General features: G+C 36.7%; 13 protein-coding genes and 1 riboswitch. Of the genes, 7 read left to right on the top strand and 6 right to left on the bottom strand.

Annotated features, from left to right (window positions below; translation table 11 throughout):
* Positions 1-177: 177 nt before the first annotated feature.
* The 7 genes from FS736_RS21710 (at position 178) to FS736_RS21680 (ending at position 13,427) form a co-directional block, all read left to right on the top strand.
* Positions 178-1,383 carry a hypothetical protein gene (locus FS736_RS21710; protein WP_144481235.1) on the top strand — a complete coding sequence of 402 codons (1,206 nt, stop codon included), beginning with the start codon at positions 178-180 and terminating at the stop codon, positions 1,381-1,383.
* A gap of 472 nt (positions 1,384-1,855) precedes the next feature.
* A complete protein-coding gene (locus tag FS736_RS21705) occupies positions 1,856-3,700 on the top strand; it encodes a TnsD family Tn7-like transposition protein (protein WP_186326888.1) in 1,845 nt (614 codons plus the stop codon).
* A 68-nt stretch (positions 3,701-3,768) separates the two neighbouring features.
* Positions 3,769-4,587 carry a TnsA endonuclease N-terminal domain-containing protein gene (locus FS736_RS21700; RefSeq protein WP_144481233.1) on the top strand — a complete coding sequence of 273 codons (819 nt, stop codon included), beginning with the start codon at positions 3,769-3,771 and terminating at the stop codon, positions 4,585-4,587.
* 20 nt (positions 4,588-4,607) lie between these two features.
* Positions 4,608-6,839, top strand: a complete 2,232-nt coding sequence (locus FS736_RS21695) for a Mu transposase C-terminal domain-containing protein (RefSeq protein WP_144481232.1) — start codon at positions 4,608-4,610, stop codon at positions 6,837-6,839.
* Entirely contained in the window at positions 6,829-8,523 is a 1,695-nt protein-coding gene (locus tag FS736_RS21690; protein ID WP_144481231.1) for an ATP-binding protein, read from the top strand. The genes FS736_RS21695 and FS736_RS21690 overlap by 11 nt, the downstream gene beginning before the upstream one ends.
* Positions 8,489-10,438, top strand: a complete 1,950-nt coding sequence (locus FS736_RS21685) for a TnsD family Tn7-like transposition protein (RefSeq protein ID WP_144481230.1) — start codon at positions 8,489-8,491, stop codon at positions 10,436-10,438. The genes FS736_RS21690 and FS736_RS21685 overlap by 35 nt, the downstream gene beginning before the upstream one ends.
* Positions 10,439-10,697: 259 nt before the next feature.
* A complete protein-coding gene (locus tag FS736_RS21680) occupies positions 10,698-13,427 on the top strand; it encodes a TrlF family AAA-like ATPase (RefSeq protein ID WP_041964238.1) in 2,730 nt (909 codons plus the stop codon).
* An 18-nt stretch (positions 13,428-13,445) separates the two neighbouring features.
* On the opposite strand, the gene FS736_RS21675 is transcribed toward FS736_RS21680, so the two are convergent.
* From FS736_RS21675 to FS736_RS21650, 6 genes are all read right to left on the bottom strand, one after another.
* Positions 13,446-13,652 (bottom strand): hypothetical protein, encoded by a 207-nt coding sequence (locus FS736_RS21675; protein ID WP_041964237.1) that lies wholly within the window; start codon positions 13,650-13,652, stop codon positions 13,446-13,448.
* Positions 13,653-14,068: 416 nt separating this feature from the next.
* Positions 14,069-14,437: a fluoride efflux transporter CrcB gene (gene crcB, locus FS736_RS21670; protein WP_144481229.1), complete on the bottom strand. Its 369-nt coding sequence runs from the start codon at positions 14,435-14,437 to the stop codon at positions 14,069-14,071.
* Complete coding sequence (locus FS736_RS21665; protein WP_144481228.1) at positions 14,434-14,811, bottom strand: fluoride efflux transporter FluC; 378 nt, start codon at positions 14,809-14,811, stop codon at positions 14,434-14,436. The genes crcB and FS736_RS21665 overlap by 4 nt, the downstream gene beginning before the upstream one ends.
* A gap of 60 nt (positions 14,812-14,871) precedes the next feature.
* A riboswitch (Fluoride riboswitch) is annotated at positions 14,872-14,933 on the bottom strand.
* Positions 14,934-15,000: 67 nt separating this feature from the next.
* A complete protein-coding gene (locus FS736_RS21660) occupies positions 15,001-15,438 on the bottom strand; it encodes a protein-tyrosine phosphatase family protein (RefSeq protein WP_186326886.1) in 438 nt (145 codons plus the stop codon).
* A 157-nt stretch (positions 15,439-15,595) separates the two neighbouring features.
* Positions 15,596-17,386 (bottom strand): CocE/NonD family hydrolase, encoded by a 1,791-nt coding sequence (locus FS736_RS21655; protein ID WP_144481226.1) that lies wholly within the window; start codon positions 17,384-17,386, stop codon positions 15,596-15,598.
* Between the two features lie 134 nt (positions 17,387-17,520).
* The gene (locus tag FS736_RS21650; protein ID WP_144481225.1) at positions 17,521-18,582 is read right to left on the bottom strand and encodes a M14 family zinc carboxypeptidase; all 1,062 of its coding nucleotides are present in this window, start codon (positions 18,580-18,582) and stop codon (positions 17,521-17,523) included.
* Positions 18,583-18,643: the final 61 nt, after the last annotated feature.

Below are 18,643 nucleotides of genomic sequence, written 5' to 3'. Positions count from 1 at the left end.
GTGTCTATACTCATATCTTACTGAGGGACCTTATTTTTTTCAAAGTTGAGAATTAGCTCTCTACAGGAATTCTAAAGATGCAGTTTAGTTGAACAAGCCCTATTTGCAAGAAAGGAATTTTATTTTAATTAGAGAATTCATTGTTAAGGAAAATTAAATATAGGGGGACGTAAAAGGATGGAACCTTATCTTGAACATATTGCTGAAGACTTAGCTAAAAAGAACTTAGAGAAATATTGGCCCAATTTTGAAATTGTTGCATATGCGATATTCAATAAAACAAGTGTTTATCTGTTCAATCATCCAAAATACAATGACGTATATCCCCACTTGTACAAAGTTTTGAATTGGGATGAACAGTTTGTTGGAAATACAATAATTCTTTATGAAGGTCATCCTACGGCAATTGCTGATATGGAATTATACAATAACTATGAAGGCCTGTATTCAATCTTGGTTCACGAATTATTTCACGGTTACCAATATATAAAAGGAGAAAAGCGATTTCCTAATGAAATTCTGGGGATAACCTATCCTATTACGGAAGAAAATGCAGAACTTCGAAATAGGGAAAGAAAAAGTCTTTATGATGCTTTAATGGAAACTGATATTAGTAAGAAGAATGTGTTTCTTAAGAATTTTATCGAGTTAAGGGAGAAACGAGCAAAAGGAATTAAAGAGCATTTAACATATGAAAATTTAATTGAATCTGTTGAGGGGCCTGCCTGGTATGTTGAGTTAAAGGCTTATTCTGAAAAAAGTCAATTGTCTCACCAATTAGTTTTTAAAAAATATGGAGCCTATCTATTAGATATTTTTGAATCGAATTCAAATATAAGACGGAGTTCTTACAGCTCTGGTTTATTTATGTGTTTGTTACTGGATGAATTTGCACCGAACTGGAAGGAAAGTTTTTTTGGTACAGATTTAACATTATTTGATCTAATTAGACAGCTTAGTGTTGAATCTAGATCAGATACTATTGGAGATGTAGAAATTAGCCCCGAAACAGTGGAAGCAGTGAATTATGCAATTGGGTTAAGGAAGAAAGAATTTGAAGAATTTGAGCATCAGACAGGAACCCAACTTTTTATTGAAGGAGAAATCACAGCCTTTTCTTTTGACCCTATGAATATCGTCTCAGTTGAGGGCAAGTTATTACATAAGAATTTTTTAAAAGTAAGGATAAATAACAATGAATATTTTATCCAACAACCTATCATTGCTTATTGTGGGGATGGATTAATAAAAATAAGCAAACTACATTTCTTTTTAAGGGCCACTCCTATAGAAAACGTTGATTCCCTTACAGTGCCCGATTTGGGAGAAATTAAAGGACATTATACAAGACAGGATGACACATATTATTTGACTGTTAGTTAAAAAACTAAAAATTTATTTAAAGCGTTGCTTAGAGGAGACATTTCTTTAATTTAAAGCTAAGTTTGTGAATAAATGCACTTAAACATACGGGTGCTTATGTGGAATAAGATGATCCGCCACTTTTACTTGGAAATTCACACACACAATTACATTTGCTGAGGATCAACATGATAGAATATGTGCACCTTGGTATTGATATTCTTTAAAACAATATGATCACATATTTTCATTAGGAATGGAATTATGTCAGTTCAAAATTACATCAGCTGATGGAAAAAGTGAAGACCGAAAGCCTGTCAATCGTGATAGGCTTTTTTGTTCCGTCAGTGCTCTGAGGAGGATATTTAACATAAAAAGAAATATAGCAATAAAAAATCACTATAATTATTAACCTTTGGAGATACGTACAGAATGTTGCATAAAATATCCGATATCGGATATTTTATAAAAGACATTTTAAAGAAGGGTGATAGTGAACGTGATAAGCTACTTTCCGAGTTTATATCCAGATGAAGTGCTGTATAGTGCTTGTGCGAGATATAAGAATCACACAAACATGAAAGCTCAAAAGACATCAATGGAAGTACTCTTTGGTAACAATCATCTTACGGCTTCAGTGGATTTTCCCAGTAATATAAATATGTTATTACAACAAATTCCAAGGGATGTTATTACTTATGAAAGCCTGTTACAAAAACATACTTTGTTCCCATTTTATAAGCCGTTCTTACCTTTGGAAAGAGTGGAAAAAGTCCGTGAATTAATGCTTGATCATCGAGGTACTCATAATATTCCTGGAACAATCGGTATAATGTCTTACGGAATTTCAGCCCCCAGAAACCTTCGTTTTTGTGAGGAATGTATTTCTGAAGATAGTTTGATTTACGGAGAAATGTACTGGCATAGAGAGCATCAACTGACTGGAGTATTTCATTGTGATAAACATCAAAAGTTGCTATTAGAAACAACCATTAATTATTCAGGTAAAGGTAGAAAGCACAACTTAATTACTCTAGAAGAAGCAATCAATGAATGCAAGTATATAAAATCCAGCAGGAATTATATAGTTCACAATGATTTAATGTTAAAAATTTCAAATTTAGCGTGCGAACTTCTGAGACAAAATGTATCCTCTCTAGGGCTAGAAATGATAAGAAGCTTTTATAAGGCTGTCCTGTCGAAAAAGGGATATATAACACGAAAGGGGAATATTCGTTTTAAGGATTTAATCATCGACTTTAATAACTTCTTTGATGAGGAACTTTTAATTCTACTTGAAAGTTCCATACAAAAAGAAACAGATACTTGGTTCCATAAATTACTTCGAAAGCCCAGGGTAACTTGTCATCCAATTAGGCATATCCTATTGCTATTATTTTTGGATGCTGACATAAACCTTTTATTAAATATTAAAAAGGAAATTCAACCATTTGGTGAAGGACCTTGGTTCTGTCTAAATCAAGCTGCCGATCATTACCATAACCCAACAATAAAAGATTGTAGAATAAATTACTGTACTCGTTCTAACCTTCCTATAGGTATTTTTAGTTGCAGCTGTGGCTTTACTTACTCAAGGAAAGGACCGGATAAAACCTGGGCAGATAAATTCAAGAAGGACAGGGTATATAGTTTTGGAGAAGTTTGGATATCAGAGTGTAAAAAGATTTATATCAATCCTGATTTATCTCTAAGAGAAAAGTCTAGAAGTATGGGGGTTGATTCTAAGACTTTAATTAAATACGCAACTTCTAATGGAGCAGGATCATCTGCTTTTGAAACGGTACAAACTCAAATAGAGTTAGAAAAGAGAACAAAAAGATTATTACAAACTATAAATAATCACCAGACTCCTTTTCGTTCCGTAATACGTCGGGAGAATCCAAGAGATTATATTTGGCACTATCGAAACAATAGAAAATGGTTACACTCAATCCTTCCCAAAAATTCAACAAGAATAAACAAGCAAAGGATTGATTGGTTAAAGACGGATAACGAAATTTTAGGTCCAGTTAGAAGGGCAATTAACGATATATTTAAATATGATGGGAAGCCGATTAGAGCAACGAGAGCAGAAATCAGCAGACGGGTGGGAAATCCTAATATTATTGAGTACTCATTAAATAAGTTGCCAAAAACTCGAAAAGTAATAAGCAGCTTTATAGAGTCAACAGAAGAGTATCAAATCAGAAGAATCAATTGGGTGTTTGATAATTGGAAAACAGATATTGAGTTATCTATGTGGCGGTTCAAAAGAGAGGCAGGAATTAATAAGGAATCTGAGTTTATTAAAAAGTACTTAAAAATATTATTTAGCTAAGTTTTCATTACATAATAGAGGGTACGTTATGAATATTCTAAAAAATCTGTAAAATTTAGGAGGGTAAAATGGCAAAACGAAATAGAGGAATGACCAAACAAAAATATGAGAAATGGATAAAGGAAGGAAGGGGACAAGGTGAAGGAAAAGACTATAAACCATGGCTAACAATCCAGGATGTACCTTCTAACGGAGTAGTATCAAGAGAGAAGAGTTGGACTGTTGGGAGAATACATCATTTATTGTCTAGATTGGAGTTGAATTATTTCTATGTTTTAGATTGGGCAAATTCAGTGGTGGATATTAGAGAACAATATCCGTTATTACCAATGGAGCGAACGATAGAAATTGCAGAAGACTTAGGGATTCCACACCCAAGGGATCCCGAAACTAAGGAATTAACACCAATCACAACTGACTTCTTCTTGAAATTAAACAAGGAGAAAGATGAATCTTTTTGTGCAAGGACGGTTAAGCCTTCTAATAAGTTGACTAAAAGAACCGTTGAAAAGTTTGCTATCGAAAAGAAGTTTTATGATGAACAAGGTATAGATTGGAAGATAGTTACAGATCAAGATGTTCCTAAAGGATTAGTGCATAATATCGAATGGATTCATAATGCAATATACCTTGAATTTGCTCCCAATGATTTAGATTTATCTATGATAGATGCACTTGCAGAAACCTTGTTTTGTGCTCTTTATTCAACGAATAAATCCCTTGCAAGAATTACAAATGAATTTGATAAGAAGGTTGGTTTGAGTGTTGGCTCGGGATTGTTCTTAGTTCAGCATATGCTTGCTACAAAACAATGGAAAACAGATATGTTTACGAAAATAAATCCATCTATGCCCGTTATATTTGAGATGAATAGGGCACTGGTTTAGCTATTTTATGAGGTGAGTGTATGAATCAATTATTTGAAAACACCTTGATTGAGTTTAAAGACGATAATGGTTCATGTCTGGCAATAGAGAGAGTCTTATGGATTGCTAAAAAAACTAATGAGTGTGTAACGATCAACATTTTAGATAAAAATCCCAAACCAAAATGGACGGAATGTGAGTATATAGTAGAAGCTATAAATAAGTTAAATGCAAGAATTCTAACTTATGATCCATATCTAATGGACAAATGTGTCAAAGAACCTAGTGAGAAGGACAAAAGGATAAGGGATGAAGCTTGGAAGAGAATAAAAGATATAGTGGACTTGGAACCCAATATTTATGGCCAAAAAGAAAGAGGAGAAATAATTGGTGAATTAATCCGAACCAAGGGATATCATTCAAAAACTATTAATAATGATTTAAGAAGGTACTGGAAAAGTGGGAAAACGATAAATGGATTATTACCTCTTTTCTCAAAATGCGGTGCTCCTGGAGTAGAAAGAGAGTCTAAAACTGGGAAGAAAAGAGGTAGAAAACGTAAAATTGAGCAAGTCTTGAAAATGGACATTGGAATTAATATTGATGAAGAAATGAAAAAAATTTTTCGGGTAGCTATAAAGCTTCATTATAGTGATAAAAGAAAAAACCCTTTAAAATACGCCTATGATAAAATGATTGAACAATTTTTTAATATTGGTTATAAGGAAAAAGCTGGTGAAAGGATACCAGTTATCCCGCCTGAGGAGGAATTACCGACATTGGACCAATTTAAATACTATTTTTATAAAGAGAGAAACCTAAAAGACATTCTTATTAAAAGAGAAGGGGAACGAAAGTTTAATTTAACTAGAAGAGCAGCTGTGGGAAATGCAGGCTTACGTGCATCCGGTCCTGGAGCGGTATATGAAATCGATGCAACTACTGGCGATTTTCAGTTGGTGCATTCTATTAATCGGAAACCAATAGGAAGACCGATTATATATTACGTGAAAGATGTTTTCAGTAGGATGATTGCTGGATTGTATATTGGAACTGAAAATGCTAGCTGGGTGGGGGGAATGTTAGCCTTTGAAAATGCAAGTACGGATAAAGTAGAGTTTTGCAAGAATTTTGATATTACTATTACCTCGGATGAGTGGCCATGTATGCATCTCCCTAAAAGCTTCACGGCTGATAGAGGTGAATTTGAGGGTTACAATGCTGATAGATTAAAGGACATGCTAGGGGTTAGGCCAGACAATACCCCTCCATACAGAGGTGACTTTAAACCATTTATAGAACAGCATTTTAGAATTATGAATAATAAAAGCAAACCAATAATCCCAGGAGTAGTTTCAAAATCAGTCAAGGAACGTGGAGAAAAAGATTCACGTTTAAATGCAGTCCTGACAATTAAAGAGTTCACTAAAATAATGATTTTGATTGTATTAGAATATAACAACTCAATAGTTGATAATTATCCATTGGATAGAGACATGTTAGAGCAAAACTTGGTTCCAACTCCTCTAAATTTATGGAATTGGGGAATGCAAAATCGATTTGTTGGTGTCCATATTAAAACTAAAGACCAAATTAGACTTGCTTTAATGCCAAGAGGAACTGCAACTGTGACACATGATAATGGGATTTTCTTTAATAAAAATAAAATTGGTTACACCAGTGTTGAAGTTGAAGAAGCAGGTTGGTTCGTAAAAGCTAGGCAAAAGAGATGGAAAGTTCCAATTTCATATGATCCCCGAAACCAGGAGTATATTTACATATTAAAGGAAGATGCATTTGAATATATTCCATGCAAGATATTGCCACAATACAGTGCTTATAAAGATTTATATGATGAAGAAATAGAACTGACCCAATTAACTGTTGCAGCTAATAACTTTACCGCAAAACCAGAAATTAATAATATCAAAGCTGCATTAAACGTAGAAATAGATAAGACAGTAAAAGAGGGAATTAAAAAAACAGAGGCAATAAGAGGAGATGTCTATTCAGATAGAGAGTTGCTACAGGGAGTAAAAGAAAATAAGAAAGATGAAAGAGAGAGGGAGAGGGCAGAATCTAGTTGGGTACTTGGGGAAAAAGAAAAAAGAGAAATGATTGACACGAATGAAAGCTCAGCTCAAAATGCCAAAAACAATATTGAAGGAGATACCTCTTCTGCTATTAGTACTGATGAATTAGTGGAAAATGAAGATTTGTTTGATTTATTTAATTCTCACTTGAGCAGGAGGAAGATTAATAATGCCCAATGATGTAACTTCTAAAGACCGTCCGATATTAATGGGTATTCAGTGTGATGCTGAATACAGAGAACAATTGATTCCTGATTATAAGGGGAATCCCCTAATTGAGACTCTCCCTGATATAATGGAAAACCAAGAGATAGTCAATGCTTTTGCTCAATATCCACAGTTCGAAGAGGTACAGAGAACTTGGCCAGATAATTTACGTATGCATGCCATATATCAGTTAAATAATCTTATACAACCCTTACCCTTTCATTTAGATATATTCAATCGATTCTCAGTGATGATTAGAGATGGATATAAAAATAGGAATCCAAAAGATATTAACTACAAAGTTTACTTTAATAAAGGTTTTAAAGAAGTATTTTCATCCGACGGAAAGGGACTAGAAGAAGGCTGTAAATTAAAATCTTCTGCGTCAGGTTTTGCGATAATTGGTCCAAGTGGTATCGGGAAATCAACATCAATAGAAAAAACGTTACTTCTATATCCTCAAGTGATAAAGCATAGACATATTGAAGGTTTTGGATACTTGAAGCAAGTTGTTTGGTTAAAATTAGATTGCCCAACAGATGGGTCCTTAAAAAGTCTTTGCATTGATTTTTTTCAATCTCTAGATAAAATTTTAGGAACTGATTATGCCAAAACAATAGTTACTTATAAATCTACTGTAGACACATTAATGCCTGATATGGCCCATATTGCCTCATTACATGGATTGGGTGTTTTAGTTATTGATGAAATACAAAATTTGAGTTTAGCTAAAAGTGGAGGAGAAAAGAAAGCATTAAACTTCTTTACCAGACTTGTTAATATTATTGGGTTACCTGTGGTAATGGTGGGAACCTTTGAAGCTCTTTATTTATTCGAAAATAAATTTGCTCAGGCTAGAAGAGCTTGTGGAATGGGAGATATGGTTCTTGATCGTATTGTTAGCAAAAAAGAATGGGATTTAATAATAAACTCAATCTGGGATTATCAATGGTTGAAGAATTTCACGCCCGTTAACGATAAGCTTAAGGATAAATTGTATGAGGAGTCACAAGGCATAATTGATATTGTTATTAAACTTTTTATGCATACACAATGGAAGGCCATTGCCTCAAGGGAGGATGAAATCTCTGAACAGTTAATAACTAAAGCAGCGGAAGAAAATTTAAAGTTAATCAGGCCTTATATACATGCAATAAAAACAGGTAACAGAGAAAAAATGAAAAAGTATAAAGATTTAAAAGCCGAGTGGCTATCTCTTAATGATTATATTTTAAGCTCTGACGAACAAGCCCAACTGTTTGGAGAGGTAGCACGCGAACACAAAATAGCGAATGGTAAAAAAACAATAGAAAAGATTTATTATGAATTGATTCAAACCGGACTGGACATGGGGCTTGAGCCTAACCAGAATATAGAATTGGCTAAGGCGATTTCAAGAAATAATGATATTGAGGATTCTCAAAAGAAACAAGTTCATTTGTTGAAAGTCGCTAAATTATTAGAAGTGGGACAAAAAGGAAATGAAAGTAAAAATCTGCAAAGTAAGCAGTCTCCAAAAAAGAAAGTTAATGTAAGCGAGTTGAATAAGAAATCAGATTTAATTTCTGCATTTTCTCAAGGTCTAGAGAAGAATATAGCTGGGGTAGATTATTTAAAAGAGGGTGGCTTTATTGCAAGCTTCTCCGAATTTGTATGAACAGAGTAATGGATTAAGTGAGCTTGCTTATTTTCCTGAACCTTATCCTGATGAGGACTACCGTAACATTGTACTACGATACTGCCATAAGACAAGTACTCCCTTAGTTGAGTGTATGAATAAATTATTTAATGTTCATACCGGTAGTCCCAATTATTTTCCCTATAACTTAGGGGTTCTCGCGCGAAAGCTTCCATATAATAAAGGAGAATTTATAGATAGTATTATCGAAAAAAACACCTTTTTTCCACTCTTTTCACTATTTATCCCATCAGATCTTTCGGAACAAATGATAAGTGACTTTTATCAAGTGGCTGCGAATAAAGATCTGGCAATTTTAAGTTTACGACATAATATAGGAAAAGAATTTAAGTTTTGCTCAAGATGTATCACGGAGGACATAAAGCAAGGTAAAGAGCCTTATGTCCATAGAATTCATCAATTTAACAATTTAAATATTTGTTTATTTCATAAAACAAAACTTATAGAAAAATGTCCTAAATGTAATGTCAATTTATATGAGGAAAATAACAAGAATCCGCGTCTTTCTGTTTCAAAATGTAAGAATGGGCATTTGGTGGACTATGAAGAGTGTGAAGGTGTTGAATACGCCAATATTAAAATAAAAGTCCTAGAAGACATTCAATTTCTTTTTGAGAATTACTCAACATTAAAAGTGTTTCCACTTTACGATTATTATAAGGTCTATTTAGTACGAAAGGGTTATATGGAGTACTCAGGTAAATTAAATAATAAAGCCTTTTATAAAGATTTTCTAAAGTTCTATTCAGAAGATTATTTAATAGAATTAGGATACAACGTAAAGCAACTTAAAAATAGGCTAGCCTTAAGACTTTTTACAAAAGACAAGTATTCATATGACCCCATTCTTCACATTCTTGCCATAAACTTTTTAGCTGGATCCATAGAAAAATTTTTTAATGATCCCCTACCCAATCTACATAGTAACATTCCGTTCGGTAATGGCCCCTGGCCTTGTTTAAATAAAGTTTGTGAATATTTTGAAGAAAAAGTAGTGAAAAAGTGCAATAAGTATATAACAACTAATAAAAACCTTTTTGGTAATTTTCACTGTCTACATTGCGGATTTCAATATGAACTAAAATATGATGAAGATACTCCTGCTAGTAAGAGTAGATTATATATTAAAGATTTCGGGAGTGTGTGGAAAAGAAGATTGATAGAATTATATAGCAATGGTTTTAGTAAAATTGCTATTGCTCGAGAACTTAATGTTGCTAAAAGCACAGTAGAAAGCCATCTCCAAAAAGTTACTGTAGGAACAATTAAAGAGCACGATCAGATTGGAGAAAATGCAAGTAGAAAAATCCCTTCATCATTAAGGAAATTAAGTGATGAAGAATATAAAAAGCTAAAATCAACAATTAAAGAGTTGTGTAAGAATAATACCATAACAAGAACTAGGATAAGTGAGATTGTTGGCCCTAAAAAGTATAGAGCTATGTTGCAAATGGACCCAGAGTGGATGAATGAAGTGTTACCCAAAATAAAATTCAATTTCACTGAGAAAGATTGGAAAGATATAGACTTAACTTTGGCTGGTGAGGTTGAGAGACAAGCAAAAGAACTATATGAAAGTAATCCTACAAGAAGGATAACCAAATATTTAATTTTAGGAAGGTTACATCCTTCCGATAAAAAAAGAATTATACACCATCCTGTTAAATTGTCGGAAAGCATGAAGATAATCAATAATTACGTTGAATGTAAAGAAGCTTATCAAATAAGAATAATTCCACATACATTAAAATATATGAAAACAACTGGATATAATACAGATCCAGAGAGGATATTTCGTTTTCCAACTTTCAAGGGTTGCTCAGATAAAGTTAAGCAAGAAATTGTAAATTATATAAATTCTTGTACTGAATAAAATGAAGATGCAGATATATAGCAAGTAGCGTATAATGAGAATTTGAAAATGGCATGGATAATTATCTGTGTCATTTTTCCTTTTTTATAACGGCTTTTTTAATTAGAATAGTAACTTTGGATAAGTTCTAGTTTCAGCTGTAGTTTCATTCTCTTAAAATGTAAAAATACTTTATGTTTTTTAAGAAGGTAATTTGTCCTAAATTGTCGAACCATTATACTTAACAACAAACTCAAAATTTAGTAAGGGTGGGAATTTAGTGATTTATCACGGAGCAAAGTGGTGGAAATTTGACTTTCATACCCATACACCAATCTCAATTGATTATGGAAAAGGACCAAATCAAGATACACTTAAAAGGCGTACTCCACGTGAATGGTTATTAGACTACATGTCAAAAAAAATTGATTGTGTTGCGGTGACGGATCACAATTCAGGTGAGTGGATTGACACATTAAAAGCAGAAGTAAATTTAATGAGGGAAGAAAATATAGATGGATTTAGAGAATTAACTATTTTCCCTGGAGTAGAAATAACCGTACATGGAAATATTCATTTGCTAGCAATATTTGATCCTACAGAATCATCTAGACAAATCAGTAATTTATTAAGTAAATGTGAATATAATGGAACTTACGGGGATTCAGATGATTGTACCACTAAATCTTTTAATGAAGTGGTTAATATTATTCATCAAATGAAAGGACTAGCTATACCTGCCCATGTTGATATGGTACGTGGTTTATTTGAAGAGGAGGAAGGTAATTCCTTAAAAAAATGTTTAACCGCAAATGGTTTGTTAGCTATGCAAGTATGCAATCTTGAATATGTAAAGCCTCAAATCTATAATGACATGAAGTTGAACTTTACAGAGATTGCAGGGTCAGATAGTCATCATCCTGAATTTGTGGGAGCAAGTTATACATGGGTTAAAATGGAATACCCTAATTTGGAAGCTTTAAGATTGGCCTTACATGATGGTGAAGACGGTATTATTAGACATGATTTAACTTCTACGAATCCAAACGAGGCATATAATCGATTTTTCATCGAATCGATTGAGATTTCTAATGGAGCCAAAGCAGGAAGAGGAAGAAATCCTCTAAAAGTAAACTTTAGCCCTTGGCTGAATGCAATAATTGGAGGAAGAGGGTCTGGGAAATCGAGTCTTATTGAATATATGAGGCTACCCTTTGATAAGACGCGGGGACTTCCTCCAAAGTTAAGTGAAGAGTTTCAAGAGTTTCGTAAGGTTCCTAAAGAACGTGGTAAAGCGGGTATGTTAACGAACGAAACAAAAATTAGAGTGGAAATGCAAAAAGATGGTCGACACATTGCTCTAACCTGGCAAGGTAATAAGATAATTGAAGAGCATCAAAATGAAATGGGTTTATGGGAGAGTAAAGAAGAAAGCAGTAATATTGACTCTAGATTTCCTTTAAGAATTTTTAGTCAAAAACATTTATATTCATTAACTGAAGATCCCAATTACATATTAGGTATTATAGACCAACAATTTGACAAATTAGAATGGGAAGAAGAAAGAGAAAAGTTATCTACAAATTGGTTGCAGACCCGAGCAATACTTAGAGATTTATCCACAAAGATAAATGCTAAAGGTAATATACAAACAGAACTTGATGATTTGAAGGCGAAAATGAAGATATATGAGGATTCTGGACATAAAGAACTCCTGGATGAGTATCAAAAATCGCAAATCATTAATCAGAAATTAAATCAGGACCTTCAATCCATTGATAATTATTATGAACGTTTGAAAAACATGTATGCAGAAGCTCCTAAACACCTTTTTTCTACAGAAGAATTTACAGGATTGGACCAGGATTCGTTAAAAATATTAAATGAACAAGCAAATCATTTCCAAGTTCTAATAGATAATATGAATGAGGTATTGATTAATGTTGAGCAATTCAAAGCAAATAATAGAAAATCAATTGAAGAGATTCCATGGCATCAAGTTCGGTTGATATCTGAGGATAAATATCACGAGTTCGTTAAAAGATTAGAGGCAACTGGAGAAAAAAATCCTAATGCATACAGTGAGTTTGTAGCAAGAAAAACTGAACTTGAGAAAAAAATGTCAGAAATATCGTCATTTGAAGAACAGTTTAAACTTCAAAAAGAGGAATCAATAAGAATTTTTAAAGATATTGATTCACATGAAAAAGAACTAAGAAATAAAAGATTAGAAGTAATTCAACAGTGGGTAGGCACAAATCCAAATATTAAAATGTACTTAAAAGTAATGGGTAATGTTGAAAATGCTGAAGAAACATTTAGAGGGATTATTCGGAAATCTGGTCGTGAATATGCCAAAGATATTCTTGAACGTGACGATGACAATAAACCACAAAAAGGAGTAATATTCGAATTGATGGAATCTTCTACTCCTTGGGAAAAAAGAAAAGAGATTATTAAGAAGATTCAAACTGTGAATGAAACTGATACTAAAGGCTTTGGAAAACTATTTATCAATCATTTACTTGGTCTTAAATCTTCTACCCCTGAAGACATAGACAGAATGATTATTTGGTATCCAGAAGATAAAATAACATTGAAATTGGTCAATTCCAATAAGAAAGAAGAGGACATTGAAACAGGCTCTGCCGGTCAACGAACAGCTGCTATGCTGTCTCTAATGTTATTATTGGATGATTCTCCAGTCATTATTGACCAGCCAGAAGAGGATCTAGATACAAAAAGAATATCGGATTTAGTAGTTACAGGTTTAAGGACATTTAAAACTAAACAACAAGTAATTGTAATTACCCATAATCCAAATATCCCAGTTAATGGGGCAGCTGAAAATATTGTTCAAATGAATTTTGCTGGTGGACAAATCCAAAAGCAATTGAATGGAGCATTACAAAACAACAATGTTCGAGAAGCAGTTTGTGATGTAATGGAAGGTGGAAAAGAAGCACTCGATAAAAGATATTTTAGAATCTCAAGGGCTTTAGAAGACTAAGGAATGCTGACTACTCTGTCAGCATTTTTTTATCATATAAACCCTAAAAGGCGTTGAATAAGCTGATTTAAGTTTTGTTACATCTTCCTCATAAGCTGTATAATTTCCATCTATTCTGGAGTAATATGCTTCTGCTTTTTCTCGGGTTTCCCAACGAGAAATAGGTATCACCAAGTTTTGTTCCTTTAATAAATTCAGTTCTGTAATGGAAGTTCTGATATACATAATACTCCCCCTTTTAGAATTCATAAGGAATAGCTGTTCTTTCTCATAAGGATATATTTAATACCTACCCTCATTTTCTGTATCGATAAACAGTATATGTGTATATCTAATAAAAAGCACCTTGATCTTAAAGATGAAAAGTTTAGAAATGAATTACCGACTTTATTTCTATGTTGAAAAGGTATGATGAATAATGGATTACCGACTTTAATTATTTTTTATATTTTTTATCTAGTCCTACAAGCTTTATTAACCAAGAAAATAAATTACCAACTTTATTTTACGCAAACATCTGAAAACCTGGTGAGAGAAATCTTCTCGCCAGGTTTTTTTGCTTTCAAGTCTATTTCTTGGCAAAGGAAAAACCCTGCCGTTGATCACCAGGGTTTTAAATCCAAACGGATTTGTGCCGTTTTTTATGCCAGCCATAAACCAAGCTGAAGTCCGATAAAAGCCAGCAGGATGCCGCCTCCATAGCTAAAGAAGTTGTACAGGAAGAATTCCCTTTTCCTTCTCTCGATATGGAGTTGTATTCCTTCAAGCTTGAAGGTTGAAAAAGTGGTGAAGGCTCCCATGAAACCCGTTCCGAGCAGCATAAATAGATTGCCATTCAATCCTAAACCGACCATGATGCCAAGCAGCAGGGAGCCCAATAAATTGATGAGCAGTGTGGCAACGGGAATCTTGGGCCGGATTCTTTTATTAATCGCTTGACTGATCCAAAACCGTGAGATGGCTCCGAAGAAGCCTCCGATTCCAACCATCAGAATATGATTGACCGTCATTCAGTTCCTACTCCCTTCTTTACCTGGAATCCTAAACGGCTCATCCATAATCCGCCAAATATACTCGCCACAATATATAAAAATGCAAGCACAAGCTTTCCATGAAGAAGCAGATTGACAGTTTCCACGCTCAAAGTTGAAAACGTTGTAAAGGAACCGATAAAGCCTGTTCCCAACGCTGTTTTAATATGTGAAGGCAAGGAAATACGGATAAATAGACCTGTTGTCAGCCGGGCCAGCAAAAAGCTTCCCAACAGATTCACCGTAAGAGTAGCGAACGGAAAAACGGTACTTTCGTGAAAAAAGAAAACACCAACGAAGTAACGCAGGGAGGCTCCGAGAAAACCTGCCGCCCCAACAAGCAAATATACCATCCATATCCCTCCATGTTTATTAGATTACCCAAAACAAAAAGACTCCTGCCAGTGATCAAACAACTGGCAGGAGTCATTAGCCATTCAGGCGGTTAAAGGTGAACTCCATCACCTGTGAAAACGGATTCTGCACTAACACTATAAACCATTTGAAAAAAGATTAAAAGTGTCATTATCAAATTTTTTCAATTAACCAAGTCCAAGATGGTTTTCATACCTGGCGAGCAACTCCATGTAATTAACGGTAGGCTGTATATTCGGCTTGATTTTCTGCACTGTATTCAATGCCTGTTCGCGGTTCATTCGGAAGCGCTGCATATAATAGGCCGTAATGACAAATCCAAGCCGCTGATATCCATACGTATCATGAATAAGGATGGAATACCCCTGTTTAACTAATAGATTTATATGGGCCATCAGGTTTTCCACCCATGTAATACTCGGAGTCACCTTAATGGTGATTGGCATCCAAATCATGACACGATGAGAAAAATCAAACGGCGGCCGGTCAGGCTTCGTTCGCAGATTTACAATCGCGTTTATATGCTGACCAATAAAGCGCCAATCCTCAGGAGAAATCCTGCCGCCAACATAAATTCTTCCTGGAATCATTTCCGTAATGCTCAATATGATTCTCCTTCCTTTACCTATTTTATTCATATTAGGAAAGGGAGTCTTTAGTGCTTGAGAAAGATTCCGCCGGTAATTAACTTGATTTTAAGTAAACAAGGTTTACGAAAGATCTGTACCCCAAAACTGCCAATCCACAGGCGGGCATCATCAATCATTCTTCCACCACTGGTAAAACAATAGAGGAAGGATATTTAGAGTTATTTAAAATCGTCGCGACTCCGCCGAGCTGATCCAACAATTGAGGCAGCGGCGACATCGAGTGCGGGAAGTCGCTTGGACCGACGGCGACACGGAGTTTGTGGCCTTCTTTGATGACAAAGTTGCTAGGGAAGATTTCAACGTCCAGTTCCATCACTTCATATGGTTTGACTTCCTGCACTGCGGTCCTCGTAAAAGGGTGCCATGGCTGAATGTTTTCTCCATCAAGGTATCGGCTCTTGCTGTCGTCGACTGCCCTGTGCGAGGCGGCGAGCCAGCCTGCAGTAATCTCGTTCGAAGTTCCGTCCGGCGCTACATCCGTTAAACGCACAGACAGTACAAGGTCTCTCGCGGTTGTACTCGCAAAAATTTTCGCGGCAATCGGACCGGACACGCGAAGATCAGCATTTGCCGGGGGAGTCGTATAGGTGAGCTCCGTAATTTCCGTCAGGCGATTATCCTTCGTACAAGGAAGGGCATCCGGAATCCCGGCCATCCACTGGTTCGTGCTTCCCGAGCAAATGCCATTCAACGGCTGCTGAAGCATTGTTCGGGAAGGCTCAGCATAGGAAGGTTTCTCTTTCGTCAACAGATTGCCGCTGCGCAGGTAAAATTTTTGGGCGGCGACATTCTTATGCGGCCATCCAGGCTGGACCTCGAAGCCCCCTTCGCCTAACACAAACTGTGTGACATCAGGAATTTTATTGATTTGAGTGTTGATGCCCATCAAATACTGGTCAAACCATCGTAAGGCCAGCTGGTCAAGGGCAGGTACATTGTCCGCAGGCAAGCCGCTGCCATAATTGCCGTGCGTCCAGTTGCCCATCAGAAGTTTGGTCTGTACGCCATTTGCTTTTAATTTTTCATAAAGGAGCGGCGTGCCGCGCTGGAACAGATCATGAAGTCCGCCTGTAAAAAATGCAGGAACATTAATTTGATCTGCTACCGCCAATGGCGAGCGCAGCTGTGCGGCGGGCCCATCGTATGCAAATTCCCCGCCCGTAATCGCCGAGCTGAGGGTGCTGACTGGAAAGCCGAGCGTTTGTCCGGTATGGCTCAACAGTAGGGTCGTTCCCATGATTGGGTCCGATAAAGTGTAGGAAGGGGGGAGCAGGCCGCTGCCTGTTACAAGCCCGAGCCAGAGTGGGATGAAGCCAGTGTTGATTAATCCTCCGGACATAAGGATATCACGGTACATATCACCCATCGGGACAATCGGAAAAATGGCTTCCAGGCCATCGGGATGCTGAGCTGCGGTCAACAACTGGTTGATTGCCCGGTAGGAGGAGCCGTACAGTCCAACCTTGCCATTGCTCCATGGCTGGGATGCTGCCCATTCGACGAGTTCTTTGCCATCACGCTGTTCGGCTTCGCCAAATGAATCCCAGGCCCCCTGGGAGGCACCGGTTCCGCGGACATCAACAACCACATGTGCATACCCGCGTTTAATAAAATACTCATTAAGGTTTTCAGTACTGCTGACATTCTTATTATAAGGGGTTTGCGTAAGAATGACGGGGAACGGTCCCGGTCCATCAGGAAGGTGGACGTCAGCCGCTAAAATAACGCCATCCCTCATCGTAATGAAAACATCTTTTTCTGTGGTAAAACTTGAAAACTGTTCCGGGCGTTCGTAGATGGTGTCTTCCCATTCAGAGCCTGTAACGGCAGCCTGGGAAGAGACGGGTCCTGTGAAAAGGCCGAACAACATAATGACAGCAATGGCAAAATGAATGAGTTTCATCAGCTGGCCTCCTGTAAAGGTTTACTTTTATCATACGAAACCACAGGCACCGCTCCTATCCCTATAAATGTCGTGTTCTGTTCGATGACAAAATAAAACAGTGTGATCCCCGAGGGGCCACACTGTTGAAAAGTTTATTCGTCTTCCTCACTCTGTCTGTTTGACTGCTCAGGAAGCGTATCCCAGAAGCTCGTATCAGCTGTCTCGATCGAGCCATCAGCAATGGCTTTTACCGTTGCATCAAGTGTGGTGATCGTCTGCTTGATCAGATAGCCATTGCTCTTTTGCCCTAATGCATAAGGCTCGTAATAATGATCGGACATTCCGCGCATTTCGAACAGGAGTGTTGAAATATCATAGCGGACAGCCGCGCCATTACGGCCGATGTTCGCTCCGTTGCCGCCGACATACTTCCCGATATGTCCCCAGCCTTTTTCCTCAAGGGTATTGTATACGATTGAGCCGAGCTTTTTCGAGCCTTCCAGTACCTCTGGCTTCACGGCTTCGTTCGTAGGATACAAAATGGAGCCTGAAACAAGCTCGCCTTCTGTTTCGCTGAGGGTACCCTGGTGATGGAGGTCGATCATGTAATCGATATCATATTTAGCAAAAACATTTTCATGAAGCGCACGGGCTTCAGGCTGCATTTCGCTGGTTACCTTATCATGCTCACGGTTAAGGTCAATCTTGTTCGCATTATAGCGAGTCAGGTGGCGGTCGCCATCAGCAAGATAGTCTTCAAGTGAGAAGTCGACATCGCCCATTGCGCCATCTGCATTGAGCATTGGGATGACAAGAACATTCACATTCTCAAGTACACCGCCCGTTTTAGCAGTACCTAGATGTTTGATGAATTCCATCGCTCCCTCGGTTGTCAGCTGCTCATTCCCATGCTGCTGGGTCAGGAACAAGATGGTTGGGTTTTCAGGATTGGAGATATACTTAGCCATGTAAATATCACGGCCTTTCACCGTCTGGCCAATCACCTCCAGTTCCATTGCCTCCTGCTTGGCATCCTGGGTCTTCAGGTAATCAACTAAACTCTCATATGTATGCAAAATCGATGTCTGGATGGATCCATTGCCGGTATTCGGCCCATTACCGACAGCACCTGCCGGCAGAGCTATTGCAGTCACGGCGCCTAATGCCATCATGCTTGATAAGGATACGGAAAGAACCTTCTTCTTCAAAGTCATTGTCATTCCTCCTATTAATAGATTCAACTCTATTTTACGGAATATTATAAAAACGGTTAAT

The sequence above is a fragment of the Cytobacillus oceanisediminis 2691 genome, from assembly GCF_007678455.1.
In the GTDB taxonomy this organism is placed as follows: domain Bacteria; phylum Bacillota; class Bacilli; order Bacillales; family Cytobacillaceae; genus Mesobacillus; species Mesobacillus oceanisediminis_A.
The sequence above is the reverse complement of the archived record's forward strand: the minus strand, read 5'-3'. Positions and strand labels throughout refer to the sequence as shown.

What these genes read in the sequence shown, in the direction of transcription:
- FS736_RS21710 (WP_144481235.1), top strand. Translation starts at nt 178, where the DNA reads ATGGAACCTTATCTTGAACATATTGCTGAAGACTTAGCTAAAAAGAAC.
- FS736_RS21700 (WP_144481233.1), top strand. Translation starts at nt 3,769, where the DNA reads ATGGCAAAACGAAATAGAGGAATGACCAAACAAAAATATGAGAAATGG.
- FS736_RS21695 (WP_144481232.1), top strand. Translation starts at nt 4,608, where the DNA reads ATGAATCAATTATTTGAAAACACCTTGATTGAGTTTAAAGACGATAAT.
- FS736_RS21690 (WP_144481231.1), top strand. Translation starts at nt 6,829, where the DNA reads ATGCCCAATGATGTAACTTCTAAAGACCGTCCGATATTAATGGGTATT.
- FS736_RS21675 (WP_041964237.1), bottom strand. Translation starts at nt 13,652, where the DNA reads ATGTATATCAGAACTTCCATTACAGAACTGAATTTATTAAAGGAACAA.
- crcB (WP_144481229.1), bottom strand. Translation starts at nt 14,437, where the DNA reads ATGACGGTCAATCATATTCTGATGGTTGGAATCGGAGGCTTCTTCGGA.
- FS736_RS21665 (WP_144481228.1), bottom strand. Translation starts at nt 14,811, where the DNA reads ATGGTATATTTGCTTGTTGGGGCGGCAGGTTTTCTCGGAGCCTCCCTG.
- FS736_RS21655 (WP_144481226.1), bottom strand. Translation starts at nt 17,386, where the DNA reads ATGAAACTCATTCATTTTGCCATTGCTGTCATTATGTTGTTCGGCCTT.
- FS736_RS21650 (WP_144481225.1), bottom strand. Translation starts at nt 18,582, where the DNA reads ATGACTTTGAAGAAGAAGGTTCTTTCCGTATCCTTATCAAGCATGATG.